The 25,059-nt window shown below is 60.2% G+C and carries 27 protein-coding genes and 1 tRNA gene; 13 read left to right on the top strand and 15 right to left on the bottom strand.

Annotated elements, in window-relative coordinates:
• Nucleotides 1–3 precede the first annotated feature (3 nt).
• The 8 genes from fdx to trmJ form a co-directional block, all read right to left on the bottom strand.
• Nucleotides 4–345, bottom strand: coding sequence for an ISC system 2Fe-2S type ferredoxin (fdx, locus tag OGL93_RS01675; RefSeq protein ID WP_263260633.1), 342 nt, complete (start codon nucleotides 343–345; stop codon nucleotides 4–6).
• A 3-nt stretch (nucleotides 346–348) separates the two neighbouring features.
• Nucleotides 349–2,211 carry a Fe-S protein assembly chaperone HscA gene (gene hscA / locus OGL93_RS01670; RefSeq protein WP_263260632.1) on the bottom strand — a complete coding sequence of 621 codons (1,863 nt, stop codon included), beginning with the start codon at nucleotides 2,209–2,211 and terminating at the stop codon, nucleotides 349–351.
• A gap of 40 nt (nucleotides 2,212–2,251) precedes the next feature.
• On the bottom strand, nucleotides 2,252–2,773 hold the full coding sequence (hscB, locus tag OGL93_RS01665) for a co-chaperone HscB (RefSeq protein ID WP_263260631.1): 522 nt from the start codon (nucleotides 2,771–2,773) through the stop codon (nucleotides 2,252–2,254).
• 8 nt (nucleotides 2,774–2,781) lie between these two features.
• Nucleotides 2,782–3,105, bottom strand: coding sequence for an iron-sulfur cluster assembly protein IscA (gene iscA / locus OGL93_RS01660; protein WP_263260630.1), 324 nt, complete (start codon nucleotides 3,103–3,105; stop codon nucleotides 2,782–2,784).
• 36 nt (nucleotides 3,106–3,141) lie between these two features.
• Nucleotides 3,142–3,528, bottom strand: coding sequence for a Fe-S cluster assembly scaffold IscU (iscU, locus tag OGL93_RS01655; RefSeq protein ID WP_040261926.1), 387 nt, complete (start codon nucleotides 3,526–3,528; stop codon nucleotides 3,142–3,144).
• A 53-nt stretch (nucleotides 3,529–3,581) separates the two neighbouring features.
• Entirely contained in the window at nucleotides 3,582–4,796 is a 1,215-nt protein-coding gene (locus tag OGL93_RS01650; protein WP_263260629.1) for an IscS subfamily cysteine desulfurase, read from the bottom strand.
• A gap of 39 nt (nucleotides 4,797–4,835) precedes the next feature.
• Nucleotides 4,836–5,339, bottom strand: a complete 504-nt coding sequence (gene iscR / locus OGL93_RS01645; protein ID WP_263260627.1) for a Fe-S cluster assembly transcriptional regulator IscR — start codon at nucleotides 5,337–5,339, stop codon at nucleotides 4,836–4,838.
• Nucleotides 5,340–5,593: 254 nt separating this feature from the next.
• Complete coding sequence (gene trmJ, locus OGL93_RS01640) at nucleotides 5,594–6,352, bottom strand: tRNA (cytosine(32)/uridine(32)-2'-O)-methyltransferase TrmJ (RefSeq protein WP_263260625.1); 759 nt, start codon at nucleotides 6,350–6,352, stop codon at nucleotides 5,594–5,596.
• A 145-nt stretch (nucleotides 6,353–6,497) separates the two neighbouring features.
• On the opposite strand from trmJ, the gene suhB reads away from it, so the two are divergent.
• The gene (suhB, locus tag OGL93_RS01635; RefSeq protein ID WP_263260623.1) at nucleotides 6,498–7,313 is read left to right on the top strand and encodes an inositol-phosphate phosphatase; all 816 of its coding nucleotides are present in this window, start codon (nucleotides 6,498–6,500) and stop codon (nucleotides 7,311–7,313) included.
• 185 nt (nucleotides 7,314–7,498) lie between these two features.
• Here the strand turns inward: suhB and OGL93_RS01630 are convergent, their stop codons facing one another.
• From OGL93_RS01630 to queA, 6 genes are all read right to left on the bottom strand, one after another.
• Complete coding sequence (locus OGL93_RS01630) at nucleotides 7,499–8,050, bottom strand: glycine zipper 2TM domain-containing protein (protein WP_263260621.1); 552 nt, start codon at nucleotides 8,048–8,050, stop codon at nucleotides 7,499–7,501.
• Nucleotides 8,051–8,176: 126 nt separating this feature from the next.
• Nucleotides 8,177–9,088 (bottom strand): protein translocase subunit SecF, encoded by a 912-nt coding sequence (gene secF / locus OGL93_RS01625; RefSeq protein WP_263260619.1) that lies wholly within the window; start codon nucleotides 9,086–9,088, stop codon nucleotides 8,177–8,179.
• A 10-nt stretch (nucleotides 9,089–9,098) separates the two neighbouring features.
• Complete coding sequence (gene secD, locus OGL93_RS01620) at nucleotides 9,099–10,967, bottom strand: protein translocase subunit SecD (protein WP_263260618.1); 1,869 nt, start codon at nucleotides 10,965–10,967, stop codon at nucleotides 9,099–9,101.
• A gap of 59 nt (nucleotides 10,968–11,026) precedes the next feature.
• The gene (gene yajC, locus OGL93_RS01615) at nucleotides 11,027–11,362 is read right to left on the bottom strand and encodes a preprotein translocase subunit YajC (RefSeq protein WP_263260617.1); all 336 of its coding nucleotides are present in this window, start codon (nucleotides 11,360–11,362) and stop codon (nucleotides 11,027–11,029) included.
• A 32-nt stretch (nucleotides 11,363–11,394) separates the two neighbouring features.
• The gene (tgt, locus tag OGL93_RS01610) at nucleotides 11,395–12,516 is read right to left on the bottom strand and encodes a tRNA guanosine(34) transglycosylase Tgt (protein ID WP_263261091.1); all 1,122 of its coding nucleotides are present in this window, start codon (nucleotides 12,514–12,516) and stop codon (nucleotides 11,395–11,397) included.
• A gap of 14 nt (nucleotides 12,517–12,530) precedes the next feature.
• Entirely contained in the window at nucleotides 12,531–13,595 is a 1,065-nt protein-coding gene (queA, locus tag OGL93_RS01605; RefSeq protein ID WP_263260615.1) for a tRNA preQ1(34) S-adenosylmethionine ribosyltransferase-isomerase QueA, read from the bottom strand.
• A 112-nt stretch (nucleotides 13,596–13,707) separates the two neighbouring features.
• On the opposite strand from queA, the gene OGL93_RS01600 reads away from it, so the two are divergent.
• The 7 genes from OGL93_RS01600 to OGL93_RS01570 all read left to right on the top strand — a co-directional run bounded on the left by OGL93_RS01600 (nucleotide 13,708) and on the right by OGL93_RS01570 (nucleotide 17,978).
• Nucleotides 13,708–13,792, top strand: a tRNA-Leu gene (locus tag OGL93_RS01600).
• Nucleotides 13,793–13,996: 204 nt separating this feature from the next.
• On the top strand, nucleotides 13,997–15,505 hold the full coding sequence (locus tag OGL93_RS01595) for a DUF6861 domain-containing protein (protein ID WP_263260613.1): 1,509 nt from the start codon (nucleotides 13,997–13,999) through the stop codon (nucleotides 15,503–15,505).
• The gene (locus OGL93_RS01590) at nucleotides 15,495–15,728 is read left to right on the top strand and encodes a hypothetical protein (protein WP_263260611.1); all 234 of its coding nucleotides are present in this window, start codon (nucleotides 15,495–15,497) and stop codon (nucleotides 15,726–15,728) included. The genes OGL93_RS01595 and OGL93_RS01590 overlap by 11 nt, the downstream gene beginning before the upstream one ends.
• An 88-nt stretch (nucleotides 15,729–15,816) precedes the next feature.
• Nucleotides 15,817–16,365, top strand: a complete 549-nt coding sequence (locus tag OGL93_RS01585; protein WP_263260609.1) for an HD domain-containing protein — start codon at nucleotides 15,817–15,819, stop codon at nucleotides 16,363–16,365.
• A 210-nt stretch (nucleotides 16,366–16,575) separates the two neighbouring features.
• Nucleotides 16,576–17,037, top strand: a complete 462-nt coding sequence (locus tag OGL93_RS01580) for an SMI1/KNR4 family protein (protein WP_263260607.1) — start codon at nucleotides 16,576–16,578, stop codon at nucleotides 17,035–17,037.
• Between the two features lie 222 nt (nucleotides 17,038–17,259).
• The gene (locus OGL93_RS01575; RefSeq protein WP_263260606.1) at nucleotides 17,260–17,568 is read left to right on the top strand and encodes a hypothetical protein; all 309 of its coding nucleotides are present in this window, start codon (nucleotides 17,260–17,262) and stop codon (nucleotides 17,566–17,568) included.
• 146 nt (nucleotides 17,569–17,714) lie between these two features.
• Nucleotides 17,715–17,978: a hypothetical protein gene (locus OGL93_RS01570; protein WP_263260604.1), complete on the top strand. Its 264-nt coding sequence runs from the start codon at nucleotides 17,715–17,717 to the stop codon at nucleotides 17,976–17,978.
• Nucleotides 17,979–18,149: 171 nt separating this feature from the next.
• Here OGL93_RS01570 and OGL93_RS01565 read toward each other — a convergent pair whose 3' ends face one another.
• Nucleotides 18,150–18,599 carry a GNAT family N-acetyltransferase gene (locus tag OGL93_RS01565; protein WP_263260602.1) on the bottom strand — a complete coding sequence of 150 codons (450 nt, stop codon included), beginning with the start codon at nucleotides 18,597–18,599 and terminating at the stop codon, nucleotides 18,150–18,152.
• A gap of 521 nt (nucleotides 18,600–19,120) precedes the next feature.
• On the opposite strand from OGL93_RS01565, the gene OGL93_RS01560 reads away from it, so the two are divergent.
• From OGL93_RS01560 to OGL93_RS01540, 5 genes are all read left to right on the top strand, one after another.
• Nucleotides 19,121–19,438: a DUF3077 domain-containing protein gene (locus OGL93_RS01560; protein WP_263260600.1), complete on the top strand. Its 318-nt coding sequence runs from the start codon at nucleotides 19,121–19,123 to the stop codon at nucleotides 19,436–19,438.
• A gap of 114 nt (nucleotides 19,439–19,552) precedes the next feature.
• Nucleotides 19,553–19,699 carry a hypothetical protein gene (locus tag OGL93_RS01555; RefSeq protein ID WP_263260599.1) on the top strand — a complete coding sequence of 49 codons (147 nt, stop codon included), beginning with the start codon at nucleotides 19,553–19,555 and terminating at the stop codon, nucleotides 19,697–19,699.
• A gap of 1,123 nt (nucleotides 19,700–20,822) precedes the next feature.
• The gene (locus tag OGL93_RS01550) at nucleotides 20,823–21,491 is read left to right on the top strand and encodes an ABC transporter ATP-binding protein (protein ID WP_263260598.1); all 669 of its coding nucleotides are present in this window, start codon (nucleotides 20,823–20,825) and stop codon (nucleotides 21,489–21,491) included.
• Nucleotide 21,492: 1 nt separating this feature from the next.
• Nucleotides 21,493–23,973, top strand: coding sequence for an ABC transporter permease (locus OGL93_RS01545; RefSeq protein WP_263260596.1), 2,481 nt, complete (start codon nucleotides 21,493–21,495; stop codon nucleotides 23,971–23,973).
• A complete protein-coding gene (locus OGL93_RS01540; RefSeq protein WP_263260594.1) occupies nucleotides 23,963–25,045 on the top strand; it encodes a lipocalin-like domain-containing protein in 1,083 nt (360 codons plus the stop codon). The genes OGL93_RS01545 and OGL93_RS01540 overlap by 11 nt, the downstream gene beginning before the upstream one ends.
• Nucleotides 25,046–25,059: the final 14 nt, after the last annotated feature.

The following is a 25,059-nucleotide window of genomic DNA, read 5'->3' as shown; positions in this document are numbered from 1 at the left end:
GGCTCAGTGTGGCGCCTCGGCGGCGTGATTGAGGGAGTACTTGGGAATCTCGATGGTGAGGTCCTCGTTGCCGACCTTGATCTGGCAAGCCAGGCGCGACTGCGCTTCGAGCCCCCACGCCTTGTCCAGCATGTCCTCTTCCATCTCGTCGGCGCCTTCGAGCGAGCCGAAGCCCTGGCGCACGACACAATGGCAGGTGGTGCAGGCACAAACGCCGCCGCAGGCGCTTTCCATCTCGATATGGTGTTCGTGGGCCAGCTCCAGGATGTTGGTCCCCGGCGGCACCTCCACCACCAGCCCATTCGGGCAGAACTTCTCGTGCGGCAGGAATTTCACCTGGGGCATCGGTTACTCCTCGATCTCATTCAGGTTGCGCCCGGCCAGTGCGGCTTTGACCGTCGAATCAAGGCGGCGGGCGGCAAATGCATCGGTCACCTGCGACAGACGGCGAGTCTGCTGCTCGATGGCTACGCCATCGGTGCCGGTAATCAAATCACGTAGTTCCTGCATTTGGTACTCGATCGCCAGGCGCTCTTCGGCATCGAGCAACCGCTCACCGTCGACCTCCAGCGCGCCCTGGACGGCTTCGAGCAAGCGCTCGGCATCCACTTGGTGTTCGCGCAGCTGGCGCGCCTGCTTGTCATGGCCGGCGAACTCGAACGAGTCCTTGAGCATGCGAGCGACCTCGCCGTCGGTCAGGCCATAGGAAGGCTTGACCTGAATGCTCGACTCCACCCCCGACGCCAGCTCCCGCGCGCCCACATTCAGCAAGCCGTCAGCGTCTACCTGGAAGGTCACGCGGATTTTCGCCGCACCGGCAACCATGGGCGGAATGCCGCGCAGCTCGAACCGCGCCAGCGAGCGGCAATCGCTGACCAGCTCGCGCTCGCCTTGCAGCACGTGAATCACCATGGCCGTCTGGCCGTCCTTGTAGGTGGTGAATTCCTGGGCGCGAGCCACGGGGATGGTGGTGTTGCGGGGGATGACCTTTTCCATCAGCCCGCCCATCGTCTCCAGGCCGAGCGACAGCGGAATCACGTCGAGCAGCAGCAGCGCTTCGCCGTCGCGCTGGTTGCCAGCCAGCGTATCGGCCTGGATAGCGGCGCCTATGGCAACTACCTGGTCGGGGTCCAGGTTGGTCAACGGCTCGCGCCCGAACAGTTGGCCGACCGCCTGGCGAACACGCGGCACCCGCGTGGAGCCACCAACCATCACCACGGCGCCTATTTCCTCGAGCTCGACGCCGCTGTCGCGCACGGCGCGGCGGCAAGCCTTGAGGCTACGCGCGAGCATAGGCTCGATCAGCGCCTCGAAGGTCGCTCGCGACAGCTCCCCCGCCCAGCCGGCATAGGCCAGCGGCACGGCGTCGGCGTCGCTCAGGGCTTCCTTGGCGGCGCACGCCACTTGCAGCAACTCGCGTTGGGCGGCTGGAGCGAGGTCCGCCGAAAGGCCAGCCTGCTCGACGATCCAGGTGGCGATGGCATGGTCGAAGTCGTCGCCGCCCAAGGCGCTGTCGCCGCCCGTGGCCAGCACTTCGAACACACCGCGCGACAGGCGCAGGATGGAGATATCGAAGGTGCCGCCGCCCAGGTCGTAGATAGCCACCAAGCCCTCGGCTTGTTGATCGAGGCCATAGGCGACCGCGGCGGCGGTTGGTTCATTGAGCAGGCGCAGCACGTTCAACCCGGCCAGCCGGGCGGCGTCCTTGGTGGCTTGGCGTTGGGCATCATCGAAATAGGCGGGCACCGTAATCACCGCCCCTACCAGCTCGCCCCCCAAGCTTGCCTCCGCGCGCAGGCGCAGCGCCCGCAAGATCTCGGCAGAGACTTCCACCGGGCTTTTGAGCCCTTGCACCGTTTCGATGAACGGCATGTGCGACTCGCCCTCGGCGAACCGATAAGGCAGTTGCTCACCCAACTGGTGGACGTCGGCAATGCCGCGCCCCATCAGCCGCTTCACCGACAAGATGGTGTTGAATGGATCGGTGGCAGCCGCCTGGCGGGCAGCGAGGCCTACTTCAACGCGGTCTGCGTGGTAGCGCACCGCAGACGGCAGAATGACGTTGCCCTGCGCATCGGGCAGGGTTTCGGAGAGCCCGCTGCGCAAGGCGGCGACCAGTGAATTGGTGGTGCCCAAGTCGATCCCCACCGCCAGCCGACGCTGATGCGGTTGAGGGCTCAGGCCGGGTTCGGCGATCTGAAGTAGAGCCATGCTTGTCTGTTTTCAGGCGTGCGACCGAAGTGGCACGGGGTTAATCGTCGAGGCGCTCTTCCAGCTGGCGCACTTCCTGTGAAAGCTTGTCCAGGAACTGCATCCGGCGCATCAGGCGCTCGGCCTGTTCACGCTCGGCTGGCTGATCCCAGCAGGCGGCAAAATCGTCATCGAGGGTAGCTTGCGCTGCCTTCAGGCGCTGTTTGAAACGCCCCACGCCCGCCAGGTCGGCGCTGTCTTGCAGGTCTTCGAGCTCTTCGCGCCATTGCATCTGCTGCAGAAGAAACGCCGGATCGTGCACCGTCACTTCTTGCGGCACCTCATGACCGCCCACCGCGAGCAGGTAGCGGGCGCGGCGCGGCGCGTTCTTGAGGGTCTGGTAGGCTTCGTTCAACGCGGCGGACTTCTCCAGCGCCTGGCGCTGTTCGGCGGCGGAGGCGTCGGCGAAACGGTCCGGATGCACCACCCGGGCCAGTTCGCGATAGCGCGCCGCTAGCTGCTCGAGGTCCAGGCGAAACGCCGGCTTGAGGTCGAACAGGGCAAAGTGACAGGGAGTACCCACGGCGGACCTCAAACGTTGAAGCTTTCGCCGCAGCCACACTCACCGCGCACGTTGGGGTTGTTGAACTTGAAGCCTTCGTTCAACCCTTCCCGGACGAAGTCCAGTTCGGTGCCGTCAAGGTAAACCAGGCTCTTGGGATCGATGATCACCTTGACGCCATGGCTTTCGAACACCTGGTCTTCACCGGCGGTCTCGTCAACGAACTCGAGCACATACGCCAGCCCGGAACAGCCCGTGGTGCGGACGCCCAGGCGAATGCCTTCGCCCTTGCCGCGCCCTTGCAGGGAACGGCGAACGTGGTTGGCGGCGGCTTCTGTCATGCTGATGGCCATCGGAACTCCTAGCGTGCAAGCATACGATTCAAGCGATTAAAGCAGGCCTTTCTTCTGCTTGTAGTCGCGAACGGCAGCCTTGATGGCGTCTTCGGCGAGCACCGAGCAGTGGATCTTCACCGGCGGCAACGCCAGTTCTTCGGCCAGCTGGGTATTCTTGATGGTTTCCGCCTCGTCGAGGGTCTTGCCTTTCATCCACTCGGTGGCGAGTGAGCTGGAAGCGATGGCGGAACCGCAGCCGTAGGTCTTGAACTTGGCGTCTTCGATCACGCCCTGCTCGTTGACCTTGATCTGCAGGCGCATCACGTCGCCACAGGCGGGCGCGCCGACCATGCCGGTACCCACGTCCGGATCCTCGGCGTCCATCTTGCCGACGTTGCGTGGGTTCTCGTAGTGGTCGATGACCTTTTCGCTGTAAGCCATGTCAGGTACTCCTCATCTATTCATCGAAAGCCGCTCTCTGGCGGCTTTGGTCATCAGTGCGCGGCCCACTCGATCTTCGAGATGTCGACACCGTCTTTGTACATGTCCCACAGCGGCGACAAAGCGCGCAGCTTGGTTACCGCCTCGCAGACCTTGGCGGCGGCGTAGTCGACGTCCTCCTCGGTGGTGAAGCGGCCGAACGTGAAACGAATGGAGCTATGGGCGAGCTCGTCGTTACGGCCCAGGGCGCGCAGCACGTAGGACGGCTCCAGCGAGGCGGAAGTGCACGCGGAACCGGAGGATACGGCCAGGTCCTTGAGCGCCATGATCAGCGACTCGCCTTCGACGTAGTTGAAGCTCAGGTTCAAGTTGTGCGGCACGCGGGCAACCTGGCTGCCGTTGACGTACAGCTCCTCGAGGTGCTCGACCTGCTTGAAGAAGCGGTCGCTGAGGGCTTTGACGTGAGCGCGATCCTTGGCCATGTCTTCCTTGGCGATGCGGAAGGCTTCACCCATGCCGACGATCTGGTGCGTGGCCAGGGTGCCGGAACGCATGCCGCGCTCGTGCCCGCCGCCGTGCATCTGGGCTTCGAGGCGAACACGCGGCTTGCGGCTCACGTAGAGCGCGCCGATACCTTTGGGGCCGTAAGTCTTGTGGGCGGAGAACGACATCAGGTCCACCTTCAGCGCTGCCAGGTCGATTTCCACCTTGCCGGTGGACTGCGCTGCATCCACATGGAACAGCACGCCGCGGGAACGGGTCAGTTCGCCGATGGCAGCAATATCGTTGATGGTGCCGATCTCGTTGTTCACGTGCATGACGGACACCAGGATGGTGTCATCGCGCAGGGCCGCCTCGACCATCGCCGGGGTGATCAAGCCGTCCGCGCCTGGTTCCAGGTAGGTGACTTCGAAACCTTCGCGCTCGAGCTGGCGAGTGGTATCCAGGACCGCCTTGTGCTCGATCTTGGTGGTGATGATGTGCTTGCCCTTGCTGGCATAGAAGTGGGCAACGCCCTTGATCGCGAGGTTGTCCGATTCGGTGGCGCCGGAAGTCCAGACGATTTCGCGGGGGTCGGCGTTGACCAGGTCGGCCACTTGGCGGCGGGCGTTCTCGACCGCCTCCTCGGCTTTCCAACCGAACACGTGGGAACGCGACGCCGGGTTACCGAAGTTCGTCTCCATGGTCAGGCAGTCGATCATCTTCGTGGCAACGCGGGGGTCCACTGGGGTGGTCGCGGAATAGTCCAGGTAAATCGGCAATTTCATCGGGAATCTCCTAATCAGGCGCGCTCCGCTCTACGGCGGTCAGTCGACGGCAGATGTTTCAATCTTTTCGAGAACGGGCTTGTCCTGCTTCGCGGCCTGGCCGCAACGGCGCAGGTCTTGGCGCTGGGCGACTTCCTGCACTTCGCGGCGGGTGACCAGGTCCGCCAGGCTGATGCCACTGAGGAACTCGTGGATCTGCTGGCTGAGGTCGCACCACAGGTGGTGAGTCAGGCAGGTATCACCGGCATGGCAATCGCCCAGGCCCTGGCAACGGGTTGCGTCCACCGATTCATTCACCGCGTCGATGACCTGCGCGACCTGGATGCCATTCATATCCCGGGACAACTGATAGCCGCCACCAGGCCCACGCACGCTGGATACCAGGTTGCCGCGCCGCAGCTTGGCGAACAGTTGCTCGAGATACGAAAGGGAAATGCCCTGGCGCTCGGAAATATCGGCCAGCGACACCGGCCCGCGCTGCGCGTGTAACGCCAAATCAAGCATGGCGGTTACGGCATATCGGCCTTTGGTTGTCAGTCGCACGGTTTTGTTACCACGGTTTGCGAATAGGGACGCGATGGGGGCAATTATGCGATTCCCGAGTATTTAAGTCAACTATAAGACCTACTGTATTACTCGGGTTTAGGCAGGAAGCGGCGACGGATAATAGCACAGGCCTATGCGCCATGGGACCCGTCGCCGCTGGGCTTGTCATCGGCCATTCGCTACCGACGCCGCATGAGCATCAGGCCTGGTCGCGAGCGAGCTCGGCTGCCTTGAGCGGCATAAGGGCACGTTTATTGATCCTTGCGCTTGTGCGGCTCGCCCCGGGCGGTTTTGCGCGTTTCCGTGAGAATGCCCCGGAGGATACTCACCTCGGTACGCTCCAGCCGACAGCGGCTGTATAAACGGCGCAAGCGAGCCATCAGGTGCCGGGGCTTTTCCGGATCGAGGAAGCCGATATCCACCAGCGTGGCCTCCATATGCCCATAAAAGCCTTCCAGCTCCTCGGCGGTGGCCAGCTCCGCCGGCGCTTCGGCCGGCGCGGCCGACGTTACGTTCGCCAGGGCAAGGAACGCCAGGCGCACTTCGTAGGCCAGCACCTGTACCGCCGCGGCAAGGTTCAGCGAGCTGAACTCCGGCGCCGAAGGGATGTGCACATGGAAATGACAGCGTTGCAGCTCCTCGTTGGTAAGGCCCGCGTGCTCGCGGCCGAACACCAACGCAACCTCGCCACCGGCGCGCGCATCCTCCACGGCCTTGACGGCGCAAGCCCGCGGATCGAGCAACGGCCAAGGCAGGCTGCGGTCGCGGGCGCTGGTCCCCATCACCAGGCTGCAGCCGACCAGCGCCTCTTCGAGCGTGGGCACCACCTGGGCGTTGGCGAGAATGTCATCGGCCCCCGAAGCGCGAGCGCTGGCTTCATCAGAGGGAAAAACGTGCGGATCCACCAGTACCAGCCGCGACAACCCCATGTTTTTCATGGCACGTGCGGCCCCGCCGATATTGCCGGGATGGCTGGTGTTGACCAAAACGATGCGGATGTTCTGCAGCACCTTGGGCGCTCCCGTAAAAGGAAAGGGGGCGAATTCTACAGAAGCGACGAAAGCAACGCTATGAAGGCTCAAGGCCCACTTCTTAGTGCTGGCTTTTCTGGTAGAATGCCCGGCTCTTTTTAATGACCCAGGTGAAAGAATATCCATGCAGCCCATGCTGAATATCGCGCTGCGCGCCGCCCGCAGCGCCAGTGAACTGATCTTCCGCTCCATCGAGCGGCTGGATAGCATCAAGGTCGATGAAAAGGACGCCAAAGACTACGTCAGCGAAGTCGACCGCGCTGCCGAGCAAGCGATCATCACCGCATTACGCAAGGCCTACCCGAACCACGGGATCCTCGGCGAGGAAAGCGGCCTGCATGCCGGCAGCGGCGAAGGCGAGGATTACCTCTGGATCATCGACCCGCTCGACGGCACCACCAACTTCGTGCGCGGCGTTCCGCACTTTGCAGTCAGCATTGCCTGCAAATACCGTGGCCGCCTGGAACACGCCGTCGTGCTGGACCCCGTCCGCCAGGAAGAATTCACCGCCAGCCGTGGCCGTGGCGCCGCGCTGAACGGCCGCCGCCTGCGGGTCAGCGCACGCCGCAGCCTGGAAGGTGCCCTGCTGGGCACCGGCTTCCCGTTCCGCGACAACCAGATGGAGCACCTGGACAACTACCTGGGCATGTTCCGTGCGCTGGTTGGCGAAACCGCCGGCATCCGCCGCGCCGGCGCCGCCAGCCTGGACCTCGCCTATGTAGCCGCCGGCCGCTTCGATGCGTTCTGGGAATCGGGGCTGTCCGAGTGGGACATGGCCGCTGGCGCCCTGCTGATCCAGGAAGCTGGCGGGCTGGTGAGCGACTTCACCGGCGGCCATGAATTCCTCGAAAAAGGTCATGTGGTTGCGGGCAACACCAAATGCTTCAAGGCCGTGCTGACGGCCATCCAACCGCACCTGCCGGCTTCGATGAAGCGCTGATCGGTCCCTAGCTCAATAAAAAAGCACCCCGCGGGGTGCTTTTTTTTGTGCCGGTACCAAGCGCTATGGCGATTGAACAGGTGCCCTGTAGGACCAGGCGAAGCCTGGGAACCAGCCGTCGCTCATGTGCCGATACCTGACACTCGTGGGCTTTGCCGAATGACCGCCCCCTCCATTCACACAGGCTATTGCGCCGCTGGCGCCTGGGTCAGCACCAACTGCCCATCCTTGGTCACTGGAATCTGCGCGCCTGGGTTGTGGTCCATGCGTACCTGGCCCACTTGGCCATTGAGCTGGTACTTCACGTTGTAGCCCACCAGCTTGTCGCTGATATCGCTGACGGTGCTGCAACGGGTTTGAGTGGTGGTGTAGGTATCGCCGGCCTGCAGGTGCTCCTGAGCCTTGTTACCTGCATACCCACCGCCGACCGCACCAGCTACCGTGGCGAGCTGCTTGCCATGCCCACCGCCGACCTGGTGCCCCAGCAGCCCACCCGCCACTGCGCCGAGCACACTGCCGACGATCTGGTGCTGATCCTGCACCGGCCGCTGGCGGGTCACGGCTACGTCCTTACAGACCTCACGCGGGGTTTTGATCTGTTCATTGATCGGCTCCGCCGCCAACACTTGGGCGTACTCCGGAGCCTTGTTGCTTACGAGGCTGTAGGTAGCGACAGCACCCCCGGCAGTTACACCGACAGCACCCAACACTGCACCGACCAGCAACGATTTGTTCACGGGAACCTCCTGATAGCGAGGGGGATGATGGCCTCGCACTTTGCCTAGCCTTGGAGCAAAAAAACCGGCGGAAGTTCAACTTCCGCCGGTTTTCAAGGACTTAGCGCAGCTTACGCTGCCGGGCACTCAGGGGCGGTCGTCGACCGTATCCTTGGCAGCCGGCGGGATCAGGTCGTCGCTGGTGAGGTTCAGCCAGATCAACACCACGTTGGCGATGTAGATGGACGAGTAAGTACCCGCCAGTACACCGATGAACAACGCCAGCGAGAAGCCGAACAGGTTGTCGCCACCGAACAGCAGCAACGCGCCAATGGCTAACAAGGTCGACACCGACGTGGCGATGGTCCGCAGCAGCGTCTGGGTGGTGGACACGTTGATGTTTTCGATCAGCGAGGCCTTGCGCATGACCCGGAAGTTTTCACGAACCCGGTCGAACACCACGATGGTGTCGTTGAGCGAATAACCGATGATCGCCAGCACCGCCGCCAGCACCGTCAGGTCGAAGGTGACCTGGAAGAACGAGAGGATACCCAGGGTCACTACCACGTCGTGGATCAGCGACACGATGGCGCCCACCGCGAACTTCCATTGGAAGCGGAAGGCCAGGTAAAGCAGCACGCCGCCCAGCGCCAGCAGCATGCCGAGGCCGCCCTGGTCGCGAAGCTCTTCGCCCACCTGTGGGCCTACGAACTCCACGCGTTTGAGAGTCGCCGGGTTATCCCCGCTGACTTTGCGCAAGGCATTGGCGACCTCGGTGCCCAGCTTCGGATCTTCACCCGGCATGCGCACCAGCACATCAGTGGCGGCGCCGAAGCTCTGCACGATCGCTTCGTGGTAGCCGGCGTCGGCCAGTTCCTTACGCAGGCCGCCCAGTTCAACGGGCTTCTCGTAGGTCAGCTCGATGAGCGTACCGCCGGTGAAGTCCAAGCCAAAATTGAGCCCCTTGTAGAACCAGCTGAACAGCGCCAGCAGGGTCAGGAGCAAGGTGACGGCGAACGCAATATTGCGCACGCCCATGAAGTTGATGGTCTTTTTCATGGCAGTGGCCTCAAATCCACAGCTTCTTGACGTCACGGCCGCCGTAGATCAGGTTGATCATCGCGCGGGTCACCATGATGGCGGTGAACATCGAAGTAAAGATCCCGAGGGACATGGTCACGGCGAAGCCTTTCACCGGCCCGGTACCCATGGCGAAGAGAATCGCGCCCACCAGCAGGCTGGTCAGGTTGGCGTCGATAATCGCCGTGTAGGCACGGTTGAAGCCCTCGTGAATGGCCCGCTGCACACTCATGCCGGCAGCGATTTCCTCACGGATACGCGAGAAGATCAGCACGTTGGCGTCCACCGCCATGCCCATGGTCAACACGATACCGGCGATGCCCGGCAGGGTCAGGGTGGCTCCCAGCAGGGACATCAACGCCAACAGCATGACCATGTTGAAGGCCAGCGCCACGGTGGCGATCACGCCGAAGAAGCGGTAGATCGCGATGATGAACAGCGACACGAAGAGCATGCCCCACAAGGCAGCATGAATACCCTTGGTGATGTTGTCCGCGCCGAGGCTCGGGCCGATGGTACGTTCTTCGGCGAAGTACATCGGCGCCGCCAGGCCGCCGGCGCGCAGCAGCAGGGCCAGCTCGGAAGACTCGCCCTGGCCGTTCAGGCCGGTGATACGGAACTGGCTGCCCAGCGGCGACTGGATGGTCGCCAGGCTGATGATTTTCTTCTCTTCGGTGAAGGTGGGCACTGCCACTTCCTGCTCGACACCGTCCACGGTCTGCTTGACGTATTTGGTGGTCGGCTTCTGCTCGATGAAGATCACCGCCATGCCACGGCCCACATTGCTGCGGGTGGCGCGACTCATCAGGTCGCCGCCATGGCCATCAAGGCGAATGTTCACCTGCGGGCGGCCGTGCTCGTCGTAGCTCGCCTGGGCGTCGGTCACCTGGTCACCGGTGATGATCAGGCCACGCTCAACGGTCGCCGCCGGGCGGTTGCCTTCACGGAACTCGAACTGCTCGGTGGTGGCGCGGCTGTCATCCGGGCCCGCGGCCAGGCGGAACTCCAGGTTGGCGGTCTTGCCGAGAATGCGCTTGGCCTCGGCGGTGTCTTGCACGCCGGGCAGCTCGACCACGATGCGGTTGGCGCCCTGGCGCTGCACCAGCGGCTCGGCCACGCCCAGCTCGTTCACCCGGTTGCGAACGGTGGTGAGGTTCTGCTTGATGGCGTAGTCGCGGATCTCCGACACCTTGGCCTGGGTCAGCCCCAGGCGCAGCACCGCCAGCTCGTTGCGCTCGGTGGTGGCGAGGTCGAAGTCCTTGAAATTCTTGCGGATCAGGTCACGAGCCTGGTCGCGGGTAGCATCGTCGGAGAAGCCCAGCATGATGCCGCCATCCTGCTGGGGCAGGCTGCGGTAGCGTACTTTTTCCTTGCGCAGCAAGGTCTTCACTTCGCCTTCATAGACCTTCATGCGGGCATCGAGGGCTTTGTCCATGTCCACTTCCAGCAGGAAGTGCACACCGCCAGAGAGGTCCAGGCCGAGCTTCATTGGGCTGGCACCCAGATTGCGCAACCACTGCGGTGTGGTACGCGCCAGGTTCACCGCCACCACGTAGTCGTCGCCCATGGCCTTGCGGACCACATCCTTGGCGGGCAACTGGTCTTCCTGGCGAGTCAGGCGCAGCAGGCCGCCCTTGCCATTGCCGGTCAGGCTGGCGGCCTTGACGGCAATGCCGGCATCGCTCAACGCCTTGGTGGCCTTGTCCAGGTCGCCCTGGCCCACCTGCAGCGCGGTGCTGGCACCGGACAGCTGGATAGCCGGGTCATCTGGGTAGAGGTTGGGTGCGGAATAGATAAAGCCGACCGCGAGTACCGCCACGATCAGGATGTATTTCCACAGAGGGTATTTGTTCAGCATCACGCCGCCCGTTCAAACGCGGGGCACGTTGCGCACCCCGCCAAGGTAGAAGTCTTGGATCAGATCGCTTTAAGCGTGCCCTTGGGCAAGGTGGCGGCAATCGCACCTTTCTGGAATTTCAGCTCGACGGTGTCGGACACTTCCAGCACCACGAAGTCGTCGCTGACCTTGATGATCTTGCCGGCAATACCGCCGGTGGTGACCACTTCGTCGCCCTTCTGCAAGCCGCCGAGCAGGTTCTTCTGCTCTTTGGCGCGCTTGGCCTGCGGGCGCCAGATCATGAAGTAGAAGATCACCAGGAAGCCGACCAGGAAAATCCATTCGAAGCCGGTACCGGCCGGGCCGGCCGCAGGTGCGGCGGCGTCCGCGTAGGCGGCGGGGATCAGAAAGCTCATTCAGCGCTCCATTCGACGTGAATCGTCAATTATTAAAGTGGGTCCAGAGACGGCACGGGCAGCCCGCGCCGGGCATAGAAGGCGTCGACAAAGGCGGCCAATTTACCCTGTTGGATTGCCTCGCGCAAACCAGCCATCAGGCGCTGATAATGGCGCAAGTTATGGATGGTATTGAGCATCCCGCTCAGCATTTCGCCGCACTTGTCCAGGTGATGCAGATAGCCGCGGGAGAAGTTGGTGCAGGTGTAGCAATCGCAGGTTGGGTCCAGCGGCGAATCATCGTGGCGATGAATCGCGTTGCGGATCTTCAGCACGCCGGTGTCCACGAACAGATGGCCGTTGCGCGCATTGCGCGTTGGCATCACGCAGTCGAACATGTCGACGCCCCGGCGCACACCCTCAACGAGGTCTTCGGGTTTGCCAACGCCCATAAGGTAACGAGGTTTGTCCGCGGGCAGTTGGGAGGGCAGGTAGTTTAACACCTTGATCATTTCTTCTTTGGGCTCGCCCACCGAAAGGCCGCCGATGGCCAGCCCATCGAAGCCAATCTTTTCCAAGCCTTCCAAGGAGCGCATGCGCAGGTCCTGGTGCATGCCGCCCTGGACGATGCCGAACAGCGCCGCGGTGTTGTCAGCGTGGGCGTTCTTGGAACGCTGCGCCCAGCGCAGCGACAGCTCCATGGAAGTACGGGCCACGTCATGTGTGGCCGGGTACGGGGTGCATTCGTCGAAGATCATCACGATGTCCGAACCCAGGTCGCGTTGCACCTGCATGGATTCTTCCGGGCCCATGAACACCTTGGAACCGTCCACCGGCGAGGCGAAGGTCACGCCTTCTTCCTTGATCTTGCGCATGGCACCCAGGCTGAACACTTGGAAGCCGCCCGAATCCGTAAGGATCGGCCCCTTCCATTGCATGAAATCATGCAGGTCCCCGTGGGCCTTGATCACTTCGGTGCCCGGGCGCAGCCACAGGTGGAAGGTATTGCCCAGGATGATCTGCGCGCCAATGGCCTCGATATCCCGCGGCAGCATGCCCTTGACCGTGCCATAGGTGCCCACCGGCATGAACGCCGGGGTTTCCACCACGCCACGGGGGAAGGTCAGGCGGCCGCGGCGGGCCTTGCCGTCAGTGGCCAACAACTCGAATTGCATACGGCAGGTGCGACTCATGCTCGATCCTCGACGGCACTACCCTGAGGACCCTCGGGCGCCGGATTGCGGGTGATGAACATGGCATCACCATAACTGAAGAAGCGGTACTCCCCGGCGATGGCCGCGGCATAGGCGGCCATGGTCTGCGGGTAACCTGCGAACGCGGAAACCAGCATCAGCAGCGTGGATTCCGGCAAATGGAAATTGGTGACCAAGGCGTCGACCACATGGAACGGCCGGCCAGGGAACAAGAAAATGTCCGTGTCGCCGCTGAACGGCTTGAGCTCGCCATCGCGTGCAGCGCTTTCCAGGGAGCGCACGCTGGTGGTGCCCACGGCGATCACCCGCCCTCCCCTCGCCTTGCACGCCGCCACGGCTTCGACCACCTCGGCGCTCACCTCGAGCCACTCTTTATGCATCTGGTGATCTTCAAGCCGCTCGACCCGCACGGGCTGGAAGGTGCCGGCGCCCACATGCAGGGTCACGAAGGCCGTGCCCACGCCCTTGGCGCGAATCGCCTCCAGCAGCGGCTCATCGAAATGCAGCCCGGCCGTAGGCGCGGCCACGGCACCGGCGCGCTGCGCGTATACGGTTTGATAACGCTCGCGGTCGGAGCTTTCGTCTGGCCGGTCTATATAAGGAGGCAACGGCATATGCCCCACCCGCTCCAACAGCGGCAGCACCGGTTCGTCGAATTGCAGCTCGAACAAGGTGTCATGCCGCGCCACCATCTGCGCCTGGCCGCCACCGTCTATAAGCAAGGTGGTGCCCGGCTTGGGCGCTTTGCTGGCGCGCACATGGGCCAGTACCTGGTGCGAGCCGGTGACCCGTTCCACCAGTATCTCGACCTTGCCGCCGCTGGCCTTCTGGCCAAACAGCCGCGCGGGGATCACTCGAGTGTTGTTGAACACCATCAGGTCGCCGGGGCGCAGGTAGTCAAGCAGGTCCGCGAACTGTTTATGCGCCAGCTCGCCGCTGGGGCCATCGAGCACTAGCAAACGGCTGGCACGCCTTTCAGCCAAGGGGTGGCGGGCGATCAGGGCATCGGGAAGGTCAAAGGAGAAATCAGCGACACGCATCGTAGGCACAAGGGGATCAGCAGGGCCGGAAAGCTTAGCGGAAAACTGTATTTTTTACCATGAAACACGATTGACCAACGGTCGCGCCCTCTCTATACTTCGCGCCCATCAAGCCCTGATGGCGGAATTGGTAGACGCGGCGGATTCAAAATCCGTTTTCGAAAGGAGTGGGAGTTCGAGTCTCCCTCGGGGCACCATCTAGCTGTAGCGCGGTTCCGGTGACGGAACAGCGAAAAAGAAACCGGCCAAATGAGCCGGTTTTTTTGTGCCTGATCATCTGCGTCTAACCCTGTTTCCCGTAGTATTTCCCGCTTGTATCCCAATAAATACCAAGCTTTGGGGTACCAAGATGGAGCGAGCACACAATGCTCGCGAGCAGAAACTGGAATCAAAGGAATTAAATGGATTTTTCAAGGAGTGTCCCGAGCTGGGATGACGTCGAAAGGAACCTCGACCAAACATTCAACGCGCTGAATCAAAGCGTCCACAGCGGCTTTCAGAGCGCTCATGACGGCTGGAACGGTTTCACACGCCGCGCCAGCAATACCGCTACTCTTGCCTATGGCTATGCAGGCGGCAGTCGTATCGACGCTGTGCGCCTCGCGATGGCGAAATCCTACCCGATCATCCAGGCCAATCTGATGCGCAAGTGGGCGTCTATTGAGATTGAGCAAATCCTTCCGGTCCTCATGCAGGTGATCCGTGAAGTCGTGATGATCGTGGGCAGCAGCGTGGCGATTGGGGCATTGGCGGGTGGCGCCGCAGGTTCAATGGCCTTGGGTGCGGGTGCAGCTCCCGGTGCAATGCTCGGAGGCGGTATCGGCCTGCAAGTGGGTAACCTCATATTGATGGCGCTCGGCCTGGGCGCTATTAGCGAATATTTCTGCAAGGGGCTAATGCCTTGCCTTTCCACTTTGTATGACGGAATCACCAGCGCCTGGCACGCCGAAGAAGGTTTACAGCATCCAGACCTTGATCCAACTGGCGGCTCTGCAGCCCTAAAAGATGAACGCATCGGGCGCGCAGCGCGGCAGTTAGCACGCGGCCAAGAACAATTGGTGCTGCTCCTGCTGACGGCTATCGTTACTTACCTGACGCGGGGGCAGATCAAGGCTGGCGTGCTTAGCAGCATGGAGAGCATTGCAACGCGCAGCGCAAGCCTTCGCGCCGGGATGCCGAACAAGGAACTTGCTGCTTGGCTGGCGCGCAACGAGCAGAAGATGCTAGCTAATCCTGAGTTAAGCGTGAATGAGCCGGCGCCTTTGGCAAAGGTTGAGCCAGCCCCTCTGGCTCAGCAGAAGGGAAAAGAATCTCCCAAAGAGAAGCCGAGCACCTTTGAAGAGATGTATGCGAAGGCTGGTGCCACCAAGGCCGAAATCGACACCCTAGCCGATAACCTTGCCGCTCAGTATGGTGGGACAGTAGCCAAAGCCCCCATCAAATCGCGAATGCGAGCTTTGCAAAAAATCATGAATGATTATGGCGGCGACGCCACACGCATCAAGGATTTAGCGCGAAATACCATTGTCGTGCCTGCAGAAAAAATTAGCGCTGTCGCAGCAGAGCTTGCTCAGCGTGGCGCCGATGTGAAAAGCATCGATGGGAGCCTCCATCCGTTAGGCTACAGCGGGGTAAACTCTTCGATGATGACCAAGACGGGCCTTATCGGAGAAATCCAAGTGAACTCTCCTCAGATGATCTTTGCAAAAGAACCCGAGGCTCTCGCTAGAAATTTGCTTGGCAGTGAGACCTACGATGCAGTTGCAGCCAAGGCAGGTGTTCCGGGTGGTCTCGGACACCGCCTTTATGAAGATTGGCGAGTACTAGACCCCTCCGCTGCAAGTGCAAAAGCGATTGCCGAGGAGAGCAAGGCATACTACAACGCAGTAAGAGGTCTCAATGGGCATTAACAAAGGCGAGCGGTTCGAACTTGAAGATATCTTCGTGTCCTATCCTTACGAAGAGGTCATGTATCGCTGGGATCATCGCTCAAAAAAAGTTTTTGTGCGATTTTACGGTGCTTCCGAAAGTAGCCATACAGTACCGTACGATAATCGCCTATTCAATGAAGCGCTTTGCTTTGGCGATGAGATAACGCAAGAGGAATACTTAGCGGGACGCCCTCGTCGCTAAATTTTCAAATGACCAAGCGCTTCATTGGAGCTTAGCGGGGAATGTAGGGCGCGAGTTGCTCAGAGACGCTTTTAACGAGACCACCTTCATGAATGCAATTAACCTGCCCCACCTATACAACAAAGCCTGGTTGTTCGCCTCTCAGGCTCATATAAATCAAAAGATGAAAGGCTCAGAGCTTCCGTATGCGACCCACGTGGCAATGGTTGCCAATGAACTGATTTTCGCCAGCATTAATGAGCCCATAGGTATTCTCGACATCGCCTTGCCGGCTGCGCTATTGCATGACGTGCTCGAAGATACCCCCACGACGCAGGAGGAGCTTGCAGCCGTCTTTGGCGTTGAGGTCGCGTCAACAGTTGCATGCCTCAGCAAGAACCTCATTACGCCATTCTCCGAGGAAAAATATCTGCGCGGCATTGCAGAGCATTCTCAGGAGGCTGCCTGCATCAAATTATGTGACCGCATCACAAACCTTCAATCAGCGCCTGCTACGTGGGGGGATGAAAAGCGTGTGTCGTATCTGGCAGAGTCTCACCACATCTGCGATGTCCTTGGCGATGTGAACGGGTATTTAAAACAGCGTCTGACTGACTCAATGTCAAAATATAAGAACTTATATATCAATGCAGTATGAGACTGCTACTCACACGACAAATGCCCCATAAAGGTGACTGATCGACAAAATACCCACTTTCACTCTGTCGATGAGCTTGTGTATTTTGGGCGAGACTTTAGTTCATTACATATCAACCCTGATACAATCCCGCCAAGAATCGAAAAACACTCTTCCAAAGTGAAAAGCTCACTACTATAACAATCGAGCTTTAACATATGGAACGAAAAAATGACAGATAAGACAGCAGCAGACGCGGAACACATGATCAGTTCGCATCCTGCTATAGCTCAGCTCGGTTCCCCACTGGATGCAGTGACTAAGGACTGGGTACAGATGGCTGAAAAAAAACTAGCCCATGACTTACCCTGCTCCTATAAGTGGTTTTTAAAGAAATACGCTGGTGGGGAAATAGGGGGTGAAGAAATATATAGTATTTACGGTATGGATTTCGACAGTGTTGAAGGAGGTGACATCGTACATCAGCATCTAATTGGGCTGAAAAACAATCTGACCACGCCAAATAAATTAGTCATTAGTGAAACCGACTTAGGTGAAGTATTCTTCTTTAACTACGACACGTACAAAGATAAAGAATGCAAAATTTTCTTACGACTCCCTTCTGGAAAAAATGAATTATATGCGGCAAATTTTTACGAATTTCTGATCAAGCGTATCACTGCCTATGCATGACTGTATAAGACTTCATTGAAGGTTGCCCCGAGGCTGCCTAAAAATCGTTTAGCAGGATACCGCTCTGAATTTTTGGACCTTATGGCTTCCGGGAAGCTTTAAGTCATATTATCGACAGCCAAGCCTAGCGCCATCCTGCTTATAGGGAAAATGAGAAAAATATCTCACTACCGACAGAAATATCATCTAATGCTCCTAGGTACTATTTTTAAAGCGGAATAAATGAACTCACTAAAACTAAAGTCAACAGCCACCAAGCTTCGACATATATTAGATAAATACTCAGCATTCGAGCCTGTTGCCGTCGTCCTCAAAGCCCAGCTTCAGGACTTGTTAGATAACGCCGAGCGAGGCGGGATCTTGAGCGACGTGGAGATCAGAGACATACCGGGATATAAGGTGCTTACAGAAACCACACTGCAAGGGCACAGTGATTTATCGGAAGCTTATGCGGCGTTCTACATCGAGCTTACAGGCGGAGAATCGGAAGCTTTAAGAGTGTTCAAATTGAGACATAAAGGACATAGATAGCGTCCAAGCTGCGAGCCGTAAGAGATAAATAGCAAAGACGTCAGAAAAAGGAAACTATTGCGGTGATCATTATATGCAAAATTTTACTAACACAACAAACCCCATTCATATAGACTTGAGGCCTTTCCATCCCCCCAATGGATGCCATGAAATTTAAAGCGACGTTTATAAATCGTGAAAAAATGTTTTCTTTAGGCATCGAAGAAACTTCAAGCCGATTGTATGTTTCCTTTCCTGTAAGTAACAGGATGGTTGACTATGAAGAATACTATGAAATAGATCGTCTTAGATTTGAGCTTTTCCAAAAAGACGTTGAAGCTGCAGTGGCTTTTGTTATGAAATGCCGTCGACAGGAGCTTGACGAGCTATTGATTCAAAACCCGGGAACAAATCGAGGCACGACTATCTAATACACGCTCTACATTAAAGAATTCATTGAGTACGGATTTTACGAGAGCCTGCCGAGCGCTGAATGCGGATAGCTAAATAAGTAGTAAAACATACAGCAAGAGGTCTCGATGGGAATTAACGAAGGAAAGCGCTTATAACCCTAAGATAATTAATTGACATCCTCAATTACGCTAACAAGAACGCTCCATTACAATCGTCCGTTCCCCTTCCTCTATAACTTCCCGCACAACAGTAAAGCCAAGCCCCCGATAAAACATCTCGGCGGTCACCGAGCTGGGCACCTTCAGTCGCGTGATACCTCGCTCGATAGCCAACTGCTCGACCGCGGTCATCAATGCCGTTCCCACGCCTTTGCCCTGGTAGGCCGGCGCGACAAATACTGTTCTGATCACCGTACCGTCCAAGCTTGCCGTGCCGATGATCCCGTCTTCGCTCAATGCGACATACACGTCGCGCGTATTGATCAACGCCAAGACGGCTGACGGGGAAAAACTGAGCGCCACGCGCTGGAGAATTTCTGCTGAATAGTCCTTGGCATTGGTCGTTCGCAGCGCGGCGAGGATGACCTCGCTGATTGTCGGAGCATCGGAGTGTAGCGCGGGTCTAGTAGGCCAGGTCATAAGCGGTTTCGTCAGGGCGCAGTTGTGGTTAACACGTGACCATACAATCCTTTGAGCATCTCGCGGGCAGGCTTGGCCCTGGCGAAATCCTCCGCTGACCACTCATATTGATCACCTCAACTTGCTCAATATCAGGCTTCTCGGCCACAGTGGCTGGCCTCTCGTTGCGACATGGCGAGCGTTTTAAGCAAGTAAGGGTAAACCGCACGAAATGAATGTACCCACGATAAGTGATCGTGGACGCAAACGTTGCGCCACAGCCGTGCCCGAGGATATGCTCCGGTCGTCGCTGCAAATTCAGCGGCCGGGTTTGGCGACCCGAGCACAATAGGCGCATAGGCGCCCCATTGCGATTGCAGGCGCTTTTTTTATGCCCGCAGTCCAAGTTATGGCGGCTGTGCGCGGGAGACTTTCGGGTCTGCCGGGTTCCTATTGTCCCGGTTCGCCAACCTGCGTACAGCTGCCACCCTCATCGTTTGGCGACGATCCGTGGCAGTTCCTCAACAATAGGAGCTACGCCCATGCATACTTCCAACTACCCGAACCGCTTACTCACCGGCCACGCCACCTTCAGCCTAGCCAAACACCGCCTACACCTCTTCCAACTGTCCAAGGGCATCGACGCCAACTATGCGCTGAACAAAGCCTCCGAGCTGCTCGCAGAGGTCCGCGAACTGGTACTCGATGCCGCAATGGGAACCCCGCTAAGCGGTTCGAAAGCCTGGCTCACGCTCCACGCACTGGAAAGCTCGAAAGCCATCGTGGATTCGGTATGGTACGAACTTCGATTCCCAACCAATTCTCCTGGCCAACCCAAAGATTCTGGCGAAGGGCCTTAGCAGAGGTAAAGCTGACGACTCAAGAAAAAATGAGGATAACCGCCCGAAATCAAGATTTTCTTAGATCACTCAAGAAAAACTGCGCTTAAAGCGCTGGGATAAAGGATTTGTAGCATGGGCCCAGTGGGATACGCATGGTTGCAAGCGTCACTACGGCGCTCAACGTTTCCAGTGCGCCATGTGGAGCACGTCACGCAAGCACTGCTTAAAGAACAGGCACTGGAAAAGCAGGTCAGCGATAATCACCTGCCCGCCGTGTGAACCAGGTGCCGCCCCATGCCGTTACAAGACCCTACTGAAACGCTTGCCGCGGACGAGCGGGAATCGCTGCTCAGCAGGCCCAGCGCACGCAATGCACGACGGCGCAGCGCACCAAGCGCCGGCCCCATGCTATGGATCTGGTTACTCGTGCCGGTAGCTCTTCTTGCACTGAACTGGCCAACGCTTTTCTCCCAGTACCATCCGATCTCGCCAGGCGCAGCGGCCGATACGCCAGCGCCTGGCCCAGCGAACTCAGTTAAAAACACGGGAGTTGATCGGTTTCAACAACTAAGTCAGGCAGAGGCGCCCTCCTCCCCTAGGCCGCTGTCTGAGTGCATGGCAGCTGGCACCGTTATCGATGACGACGTCCTACGTTGCCGCTTCGGCGAGGTGCCTCGTCCCAAGCCAGGCGCGGCGCCTGCACAAGGGATGGTGTCCCCGGCTTACCTGGCTCAGTACAAAGCTGAGCGTGATGCCCGCCCAAGCGGGGCTACTGCTCGACCTACCTACCCTGAAATGCATGAGATAACGGGTTGGGATGGCAAAGGAAATTATCTGGCTCAGTGGCAGGTCAGCGACAACCAAGTCGAGTACAGCAGCGTGTGCCTAGAGTACGGCAGAGGCTCGATTGCGTATCGCGAATGCCGTAAAGGCGCCAAGCATTGGGTCAGAAACAAATGCCAGCAAGCGAATCACCAAGGCAGCGACAGCGACAATGCCGCACGGCAACGGTACTGCTCCGCTGCATCGGGTTTTAACCCGATGGGATGAGTGAGCACGCTCATTGCTCACCCCGAATTGGAAATGCTTAAGCCTTCATGGGCCCTGTCTCGGTTCGAAGCCAAGCATGGAGTACTGGCCGGAGTGGCAGAACGAGAACCCAGCGGATTTGCAACTGCACCTGCTTAAAGCTACCGACGGGCAGTAGTTCAGCACCGGGCGGCGGGGGCTTGCTGCATCACTCGGCGCTACTCTGTAGCGACAGCCCCCGTTTGCATCACTGCGCCATGCCTGTCGTAAAACCCAAAGAGTGCCGGAATCTTCCCAGACGCTGTCCGGTCCCACGGAGAGAAAACCCGTCGATTGGCGGTGAGTTTGCGCCCCCGTCTCAGGCCATCCCCCCATGCTCCACGTGCATGCCGTGTTCAAAACCTACCCCACCGCCCAAGGCCCTCTGGCCGTGCTACGCGGTGCCAACCTGCACATGCAGCAAGGCGAAAGCCTGGCGCTGATGGGCGAGTCCGGCAGTGGCAAAAGCACCCTGTTGCACCTGGTGGCAGGTCTTGAACGGGTGGACAGCGGCAGCATCGAGATCGCGGGCGAGCGGTTGGACCAGATGAACGAAGGGCAACTGGCCAACTGGCGGCGCACGCAGATCGGCCTGGTGTTTCAGCAGTTCAACCTGATCGGCAGCCTCAAGGTCGAGGACAACCTAGCGTTCCAAGCGCGGCTGGCGGGGCGCTTTGACCCCGAATGGCAAGCACAACTGGTGCTGCGGCTGGGGCTGGCCGAGTTGCTCAAACGCTACCCCGAGCAGCTCTCCGGCGGCCAGCAGCAGCGCGTGGCCATTGGGCGGGCGCTGGCGTCGCGCCCTGCCCTGCTGTTGGCCGATGAGCCCACCGGCAACCTCGATGAAGCCACCAGCGATGACGTGCTGCAATTGCTGTTAGAGCTACTGAACGACAGCCCCACCAGCCTGTTGATGGTGACCCATAGCCCGAGAGTGGCTGGGAGGTTATCGCGCCAGGCAGTGTTGCAGCGCGGGCAACTCGCCGCTGGCGAAGCGCGCTGACGTGCGGGTTTTCTACTGGGCGCTTCGGGCGCTGGTCAGCCACTGGCGCCGCCACCCCGTGCAGTTTTTCAGCGTGCTCACTGGGCTGTGGCTGGCAACGAGCTTGCTCACCGGCGTGCAAGCGCTCAACAGCCAGGCGCGGGACAGTTACGCCAAGGCCAGCCAGTTGATTGGCGGCGAACCTCAAGCCAGCTTGGCTCCGGCCAGCGGTGCCGCCTTCCCCCAAGCATTGTTCGTCAGCCTCCGTCGTGCCGGCTGGCCGGTGTCGCCTGTGCTGCGTGGGCGCATTACCCTACAAGACCAACCGGACCAGCGCCTACAACTGATGGGTATCGAACCGGTGTCCATGCCTAGCGGCACCGCGCTGGCTGGGGAGGCACTGGACACGGCGCAGGTTGTCGAGTTTTTTACCCCACCGGGCAGTACCTGGATTGCGCCGCAAACCCTGCAGGCGCTGGGCTTGCACGAGGGCGACCGACCGCTGAGCGAAACCGGCCAGGCACTGCCGCCGTTGCAGGCCAAGGCAGACATGGCGCCAGGGCTGCTGTTGGTGGACATCGGCTTCGCCCAACCGCTGCTGAACCTGCCGGATCAGCTTTCCCGCCTGTTGATCCCCAAGGGCTTCGCCAAGCACATGCCGCCGCTGCCCGCTGAGGTTGCCGGGCAACTGGTGCTCAAGCAAACCGGTGAAGACAACGACCTCGGCAAACTCACCGAAAGCTTCCACCTCAACCTCAGCGCCCTGGGCTTTCTCTCGTTCGTGGTCGGGCTGTTTATCGTGCATGCGGCCATTGGCCTGGCGCTGGAACAACGCCGTGGCCTGCTGCGCAACCTGCGCGCCTGCGGGGTGAGCGCCCGCGTGTTGATCATCGCGCTGATCGTGGAGCTGGGCGCGTTGGCGGTGCTGGGCGGGATCGCCGGCGTGGCCAGTGGCTATGGGCTAGCGAGTGCGCTACTGCCCAATGTGGCCGCGAGCCTGCGGGGCCTGTATGGCGCGGAAGTGGCCGGGCAACTGACCCTCAGCCCGCTGTGGTGGTTGAGTGGCGTGGGGGTGAGCCTGCTCGGGGCCTTGCTAGCCGGTGGCAACAGCTTGCTGCGCGCGGCCCGCTTGCCCCTGCTGGCGCTGGGTAATGCCCAGGCCTGGCATGAGGAACACGCGCGCTGGTTGCGCCGGCAAGGCTGGGTCGCCGGGCTGGCGCTGGCCATCGCGCTGGCGGCTGGGTTGTGGGGCAATAGCCTGGCCATGGGCTTTGTATTGATGGCGGGGCTGTTACTGGGTGCCGCGCTGGGGCTGCCAGTGCTGCTCAATGCGCTGCTCAACGGCTTACTCGGTAAAAGCCGCTCGGTGCTGGGCCAATGGTTTCTCGCCGATTGCCGCCAACAATTGCCCGCGCTGAGCCTAGCGCTGATGGCGCTGCTGCTGGCCATGGCGGCGAACATCGGCGCGGGCAGCATGACCTCGGGGTTTCGCCACACGTTCAGCAACTGGCTGGAGCAGCGCCTCACGGCCGAGCTGTACATCAACCCGGCCGATGCCGCCCAGGCGCTGCCGCTGCAACGCTGGTTGAGCCAACAAAGCCTGATTAGCGCGGTGTTGCCCAATTGGCAGGTGTCGGTCGAGCTGCAAGGCTGGCCCGCAGAGCTGTTCGGTATCATCGACCATCCCAACTACCGCCAGCACTGGCCGCTGCTGGAATCGGCCAGCGGGGATGCCTGGGCGCAACTGGCCAACGAACAAACCGTGATGCTCAGCGAACAACTGGCACGCCGGCTCAAGGTCAAGGTGGGTGACGAGGTGAAACTCCCGGCCCCTGAGGGGGAGTGGCCGTTGCGCGTGGTGGGGATTTACGCCGATTACGGCAACCCTAAGGGGCATCTGCTGGTCAACGCTGACCACCTGCTGGCCCACTGGCGGCAACTGGTGCCCAACCGCTTTAACCTGCGCATGCAGCACGACGCCGTACCGCAACTGCTGCGGTTGCTGCATGAGCGCTTTGCATTGGACGACAGCCATATCATCGACCAGGCCCAGCTCAAAGGCTGGTCGACGCAAGTGTTCGAACGCACCTTCGCCGCGACCGCCGCGCTTAACAGCCTGACGCTAGGGGTGGCCGGCGTGGCGTTGTTCATCAGCCTGCTGACCCAGAGCCAGAGCCGCCTCGGCCAGCTCGCGCCGCTGTGGGCACTGGGGGTCACGCGGCGCCAACTGATGCTGCTGAACCTGGCGCAAACCTGGCTGCTGGCCGTGCTGACCCTGGTGCTGGCGTTACCCCTGGGCCTGCTGCTGGCGTGGTGCCTGGATGCGGTGATCAACGTGCAAGCCTTTGGCTGGCGCCTGCCGTTGCACGTGTTCCCCCTCCAGTTGCTACAGCTGATGGCGCTGGCACTGCTGGCGACACTGCTGGCCTCGGCGTGGCCGCTGTATCGGCTGTTCCGCACCCAGCCCGCCGACCTGCTCAGGACTTTCGCCAATGAGGCTTAACTGGATAGCCTGCGTGGTGCTGCTGATCGCCGGGTGTGACCACACGCCCGAGCCAGGAAAAGGCTTCGCCGGCCTGGCCGACGACGCCGCGAGCTACGCGCAAGTAGCGCCAGGCAAGCGCTTTGAATTCCCCCAAGACCACGGCCCGCACGACGGCTACCGCATCGAGTGGTGGTACATCACCGCTAACTTGGTGAGCGACAAAGGCCAGCAATTCGGCGTGCAATGGACACTGTTCCGCAACGCCCTGCCGCGCTCGGCAAACGTGGTCAGCAGCAACCAAGGCTGGAGCAACCGCAACCTGTGGATGGGCCACGCCGCCGTCACCGCCGCTGACCGCCATTACGCCGCCGAGCGCTATGCCCGTGGCGGCATCGGCCAGGCGGGCGTCGCGCTCACCCCCTTTGCCGCGTGGATCGACGACTGGTTCCTGAGCAGCCAACCGGGCGTGGCCGACCCGCTTGCCGATATGCAGCTTCAGGCGAGCGACCCCCGCTTCAGCTACCGCCTGCACCTGACGTCAACTGGCCCACTGGTATTGCAGGGCAAGGAAGGCTTCAGCCAAAAATCCGAGGCAGGCCAGGCGTCGTATTACTACAGCCAGCCATTTTTCGACGCCACGGGCAGCATCACTGTCGATGGCAAAACCTACACAGTCACTGGCTCCGCTTGGCTGGACCGTGAGTGGAGCAGCCAGCCGCTAACCCCCAACCAGACCGGCTGGGACTGGTTCTCGCTGCACTTGGAGGGCGGCGCGCAAGTGATGCTCTACCGCATGCGGCAACGGCAGGGCGCGCCCTACCTCACCGGCACCTGGATCAATGCCGACGGCAGCACGCAAAGCTTGGCCAGCGAGGACATCATGCTGGCGCCCACGGCCACCACTTGGGTGGAGGGGCATGACATGCCGACCCGTTGGTCGCTGAACATCCCTGGCAAGGGCGTGAGCATTACTGCTACGGCATTGAACCCCAAGGCCTGGATGAACCTGCGCATCCCTTATTGGGAGGGGCCTGTCACCTTGGCGGGCACGCACCGGGGGGTTGGGTATCTGGAGATGACGGGGTACTGAAGTTGAGGGCCGCC

Origin of the sequence: Pseudomonas sp. RIT-PI-S (assembly GCF_025642975.1) — a bacterium.
Taxonomy (GTDB): domain Bacteria; phylum Pseudomonadota; class Gammaproteobacteria; order Pseudomonadales; family Pseudomonadaceae; genus Aquipseudomonas.
This window is presented reverse-complemented; position numbering and strand designations above follow the sequence as displayed.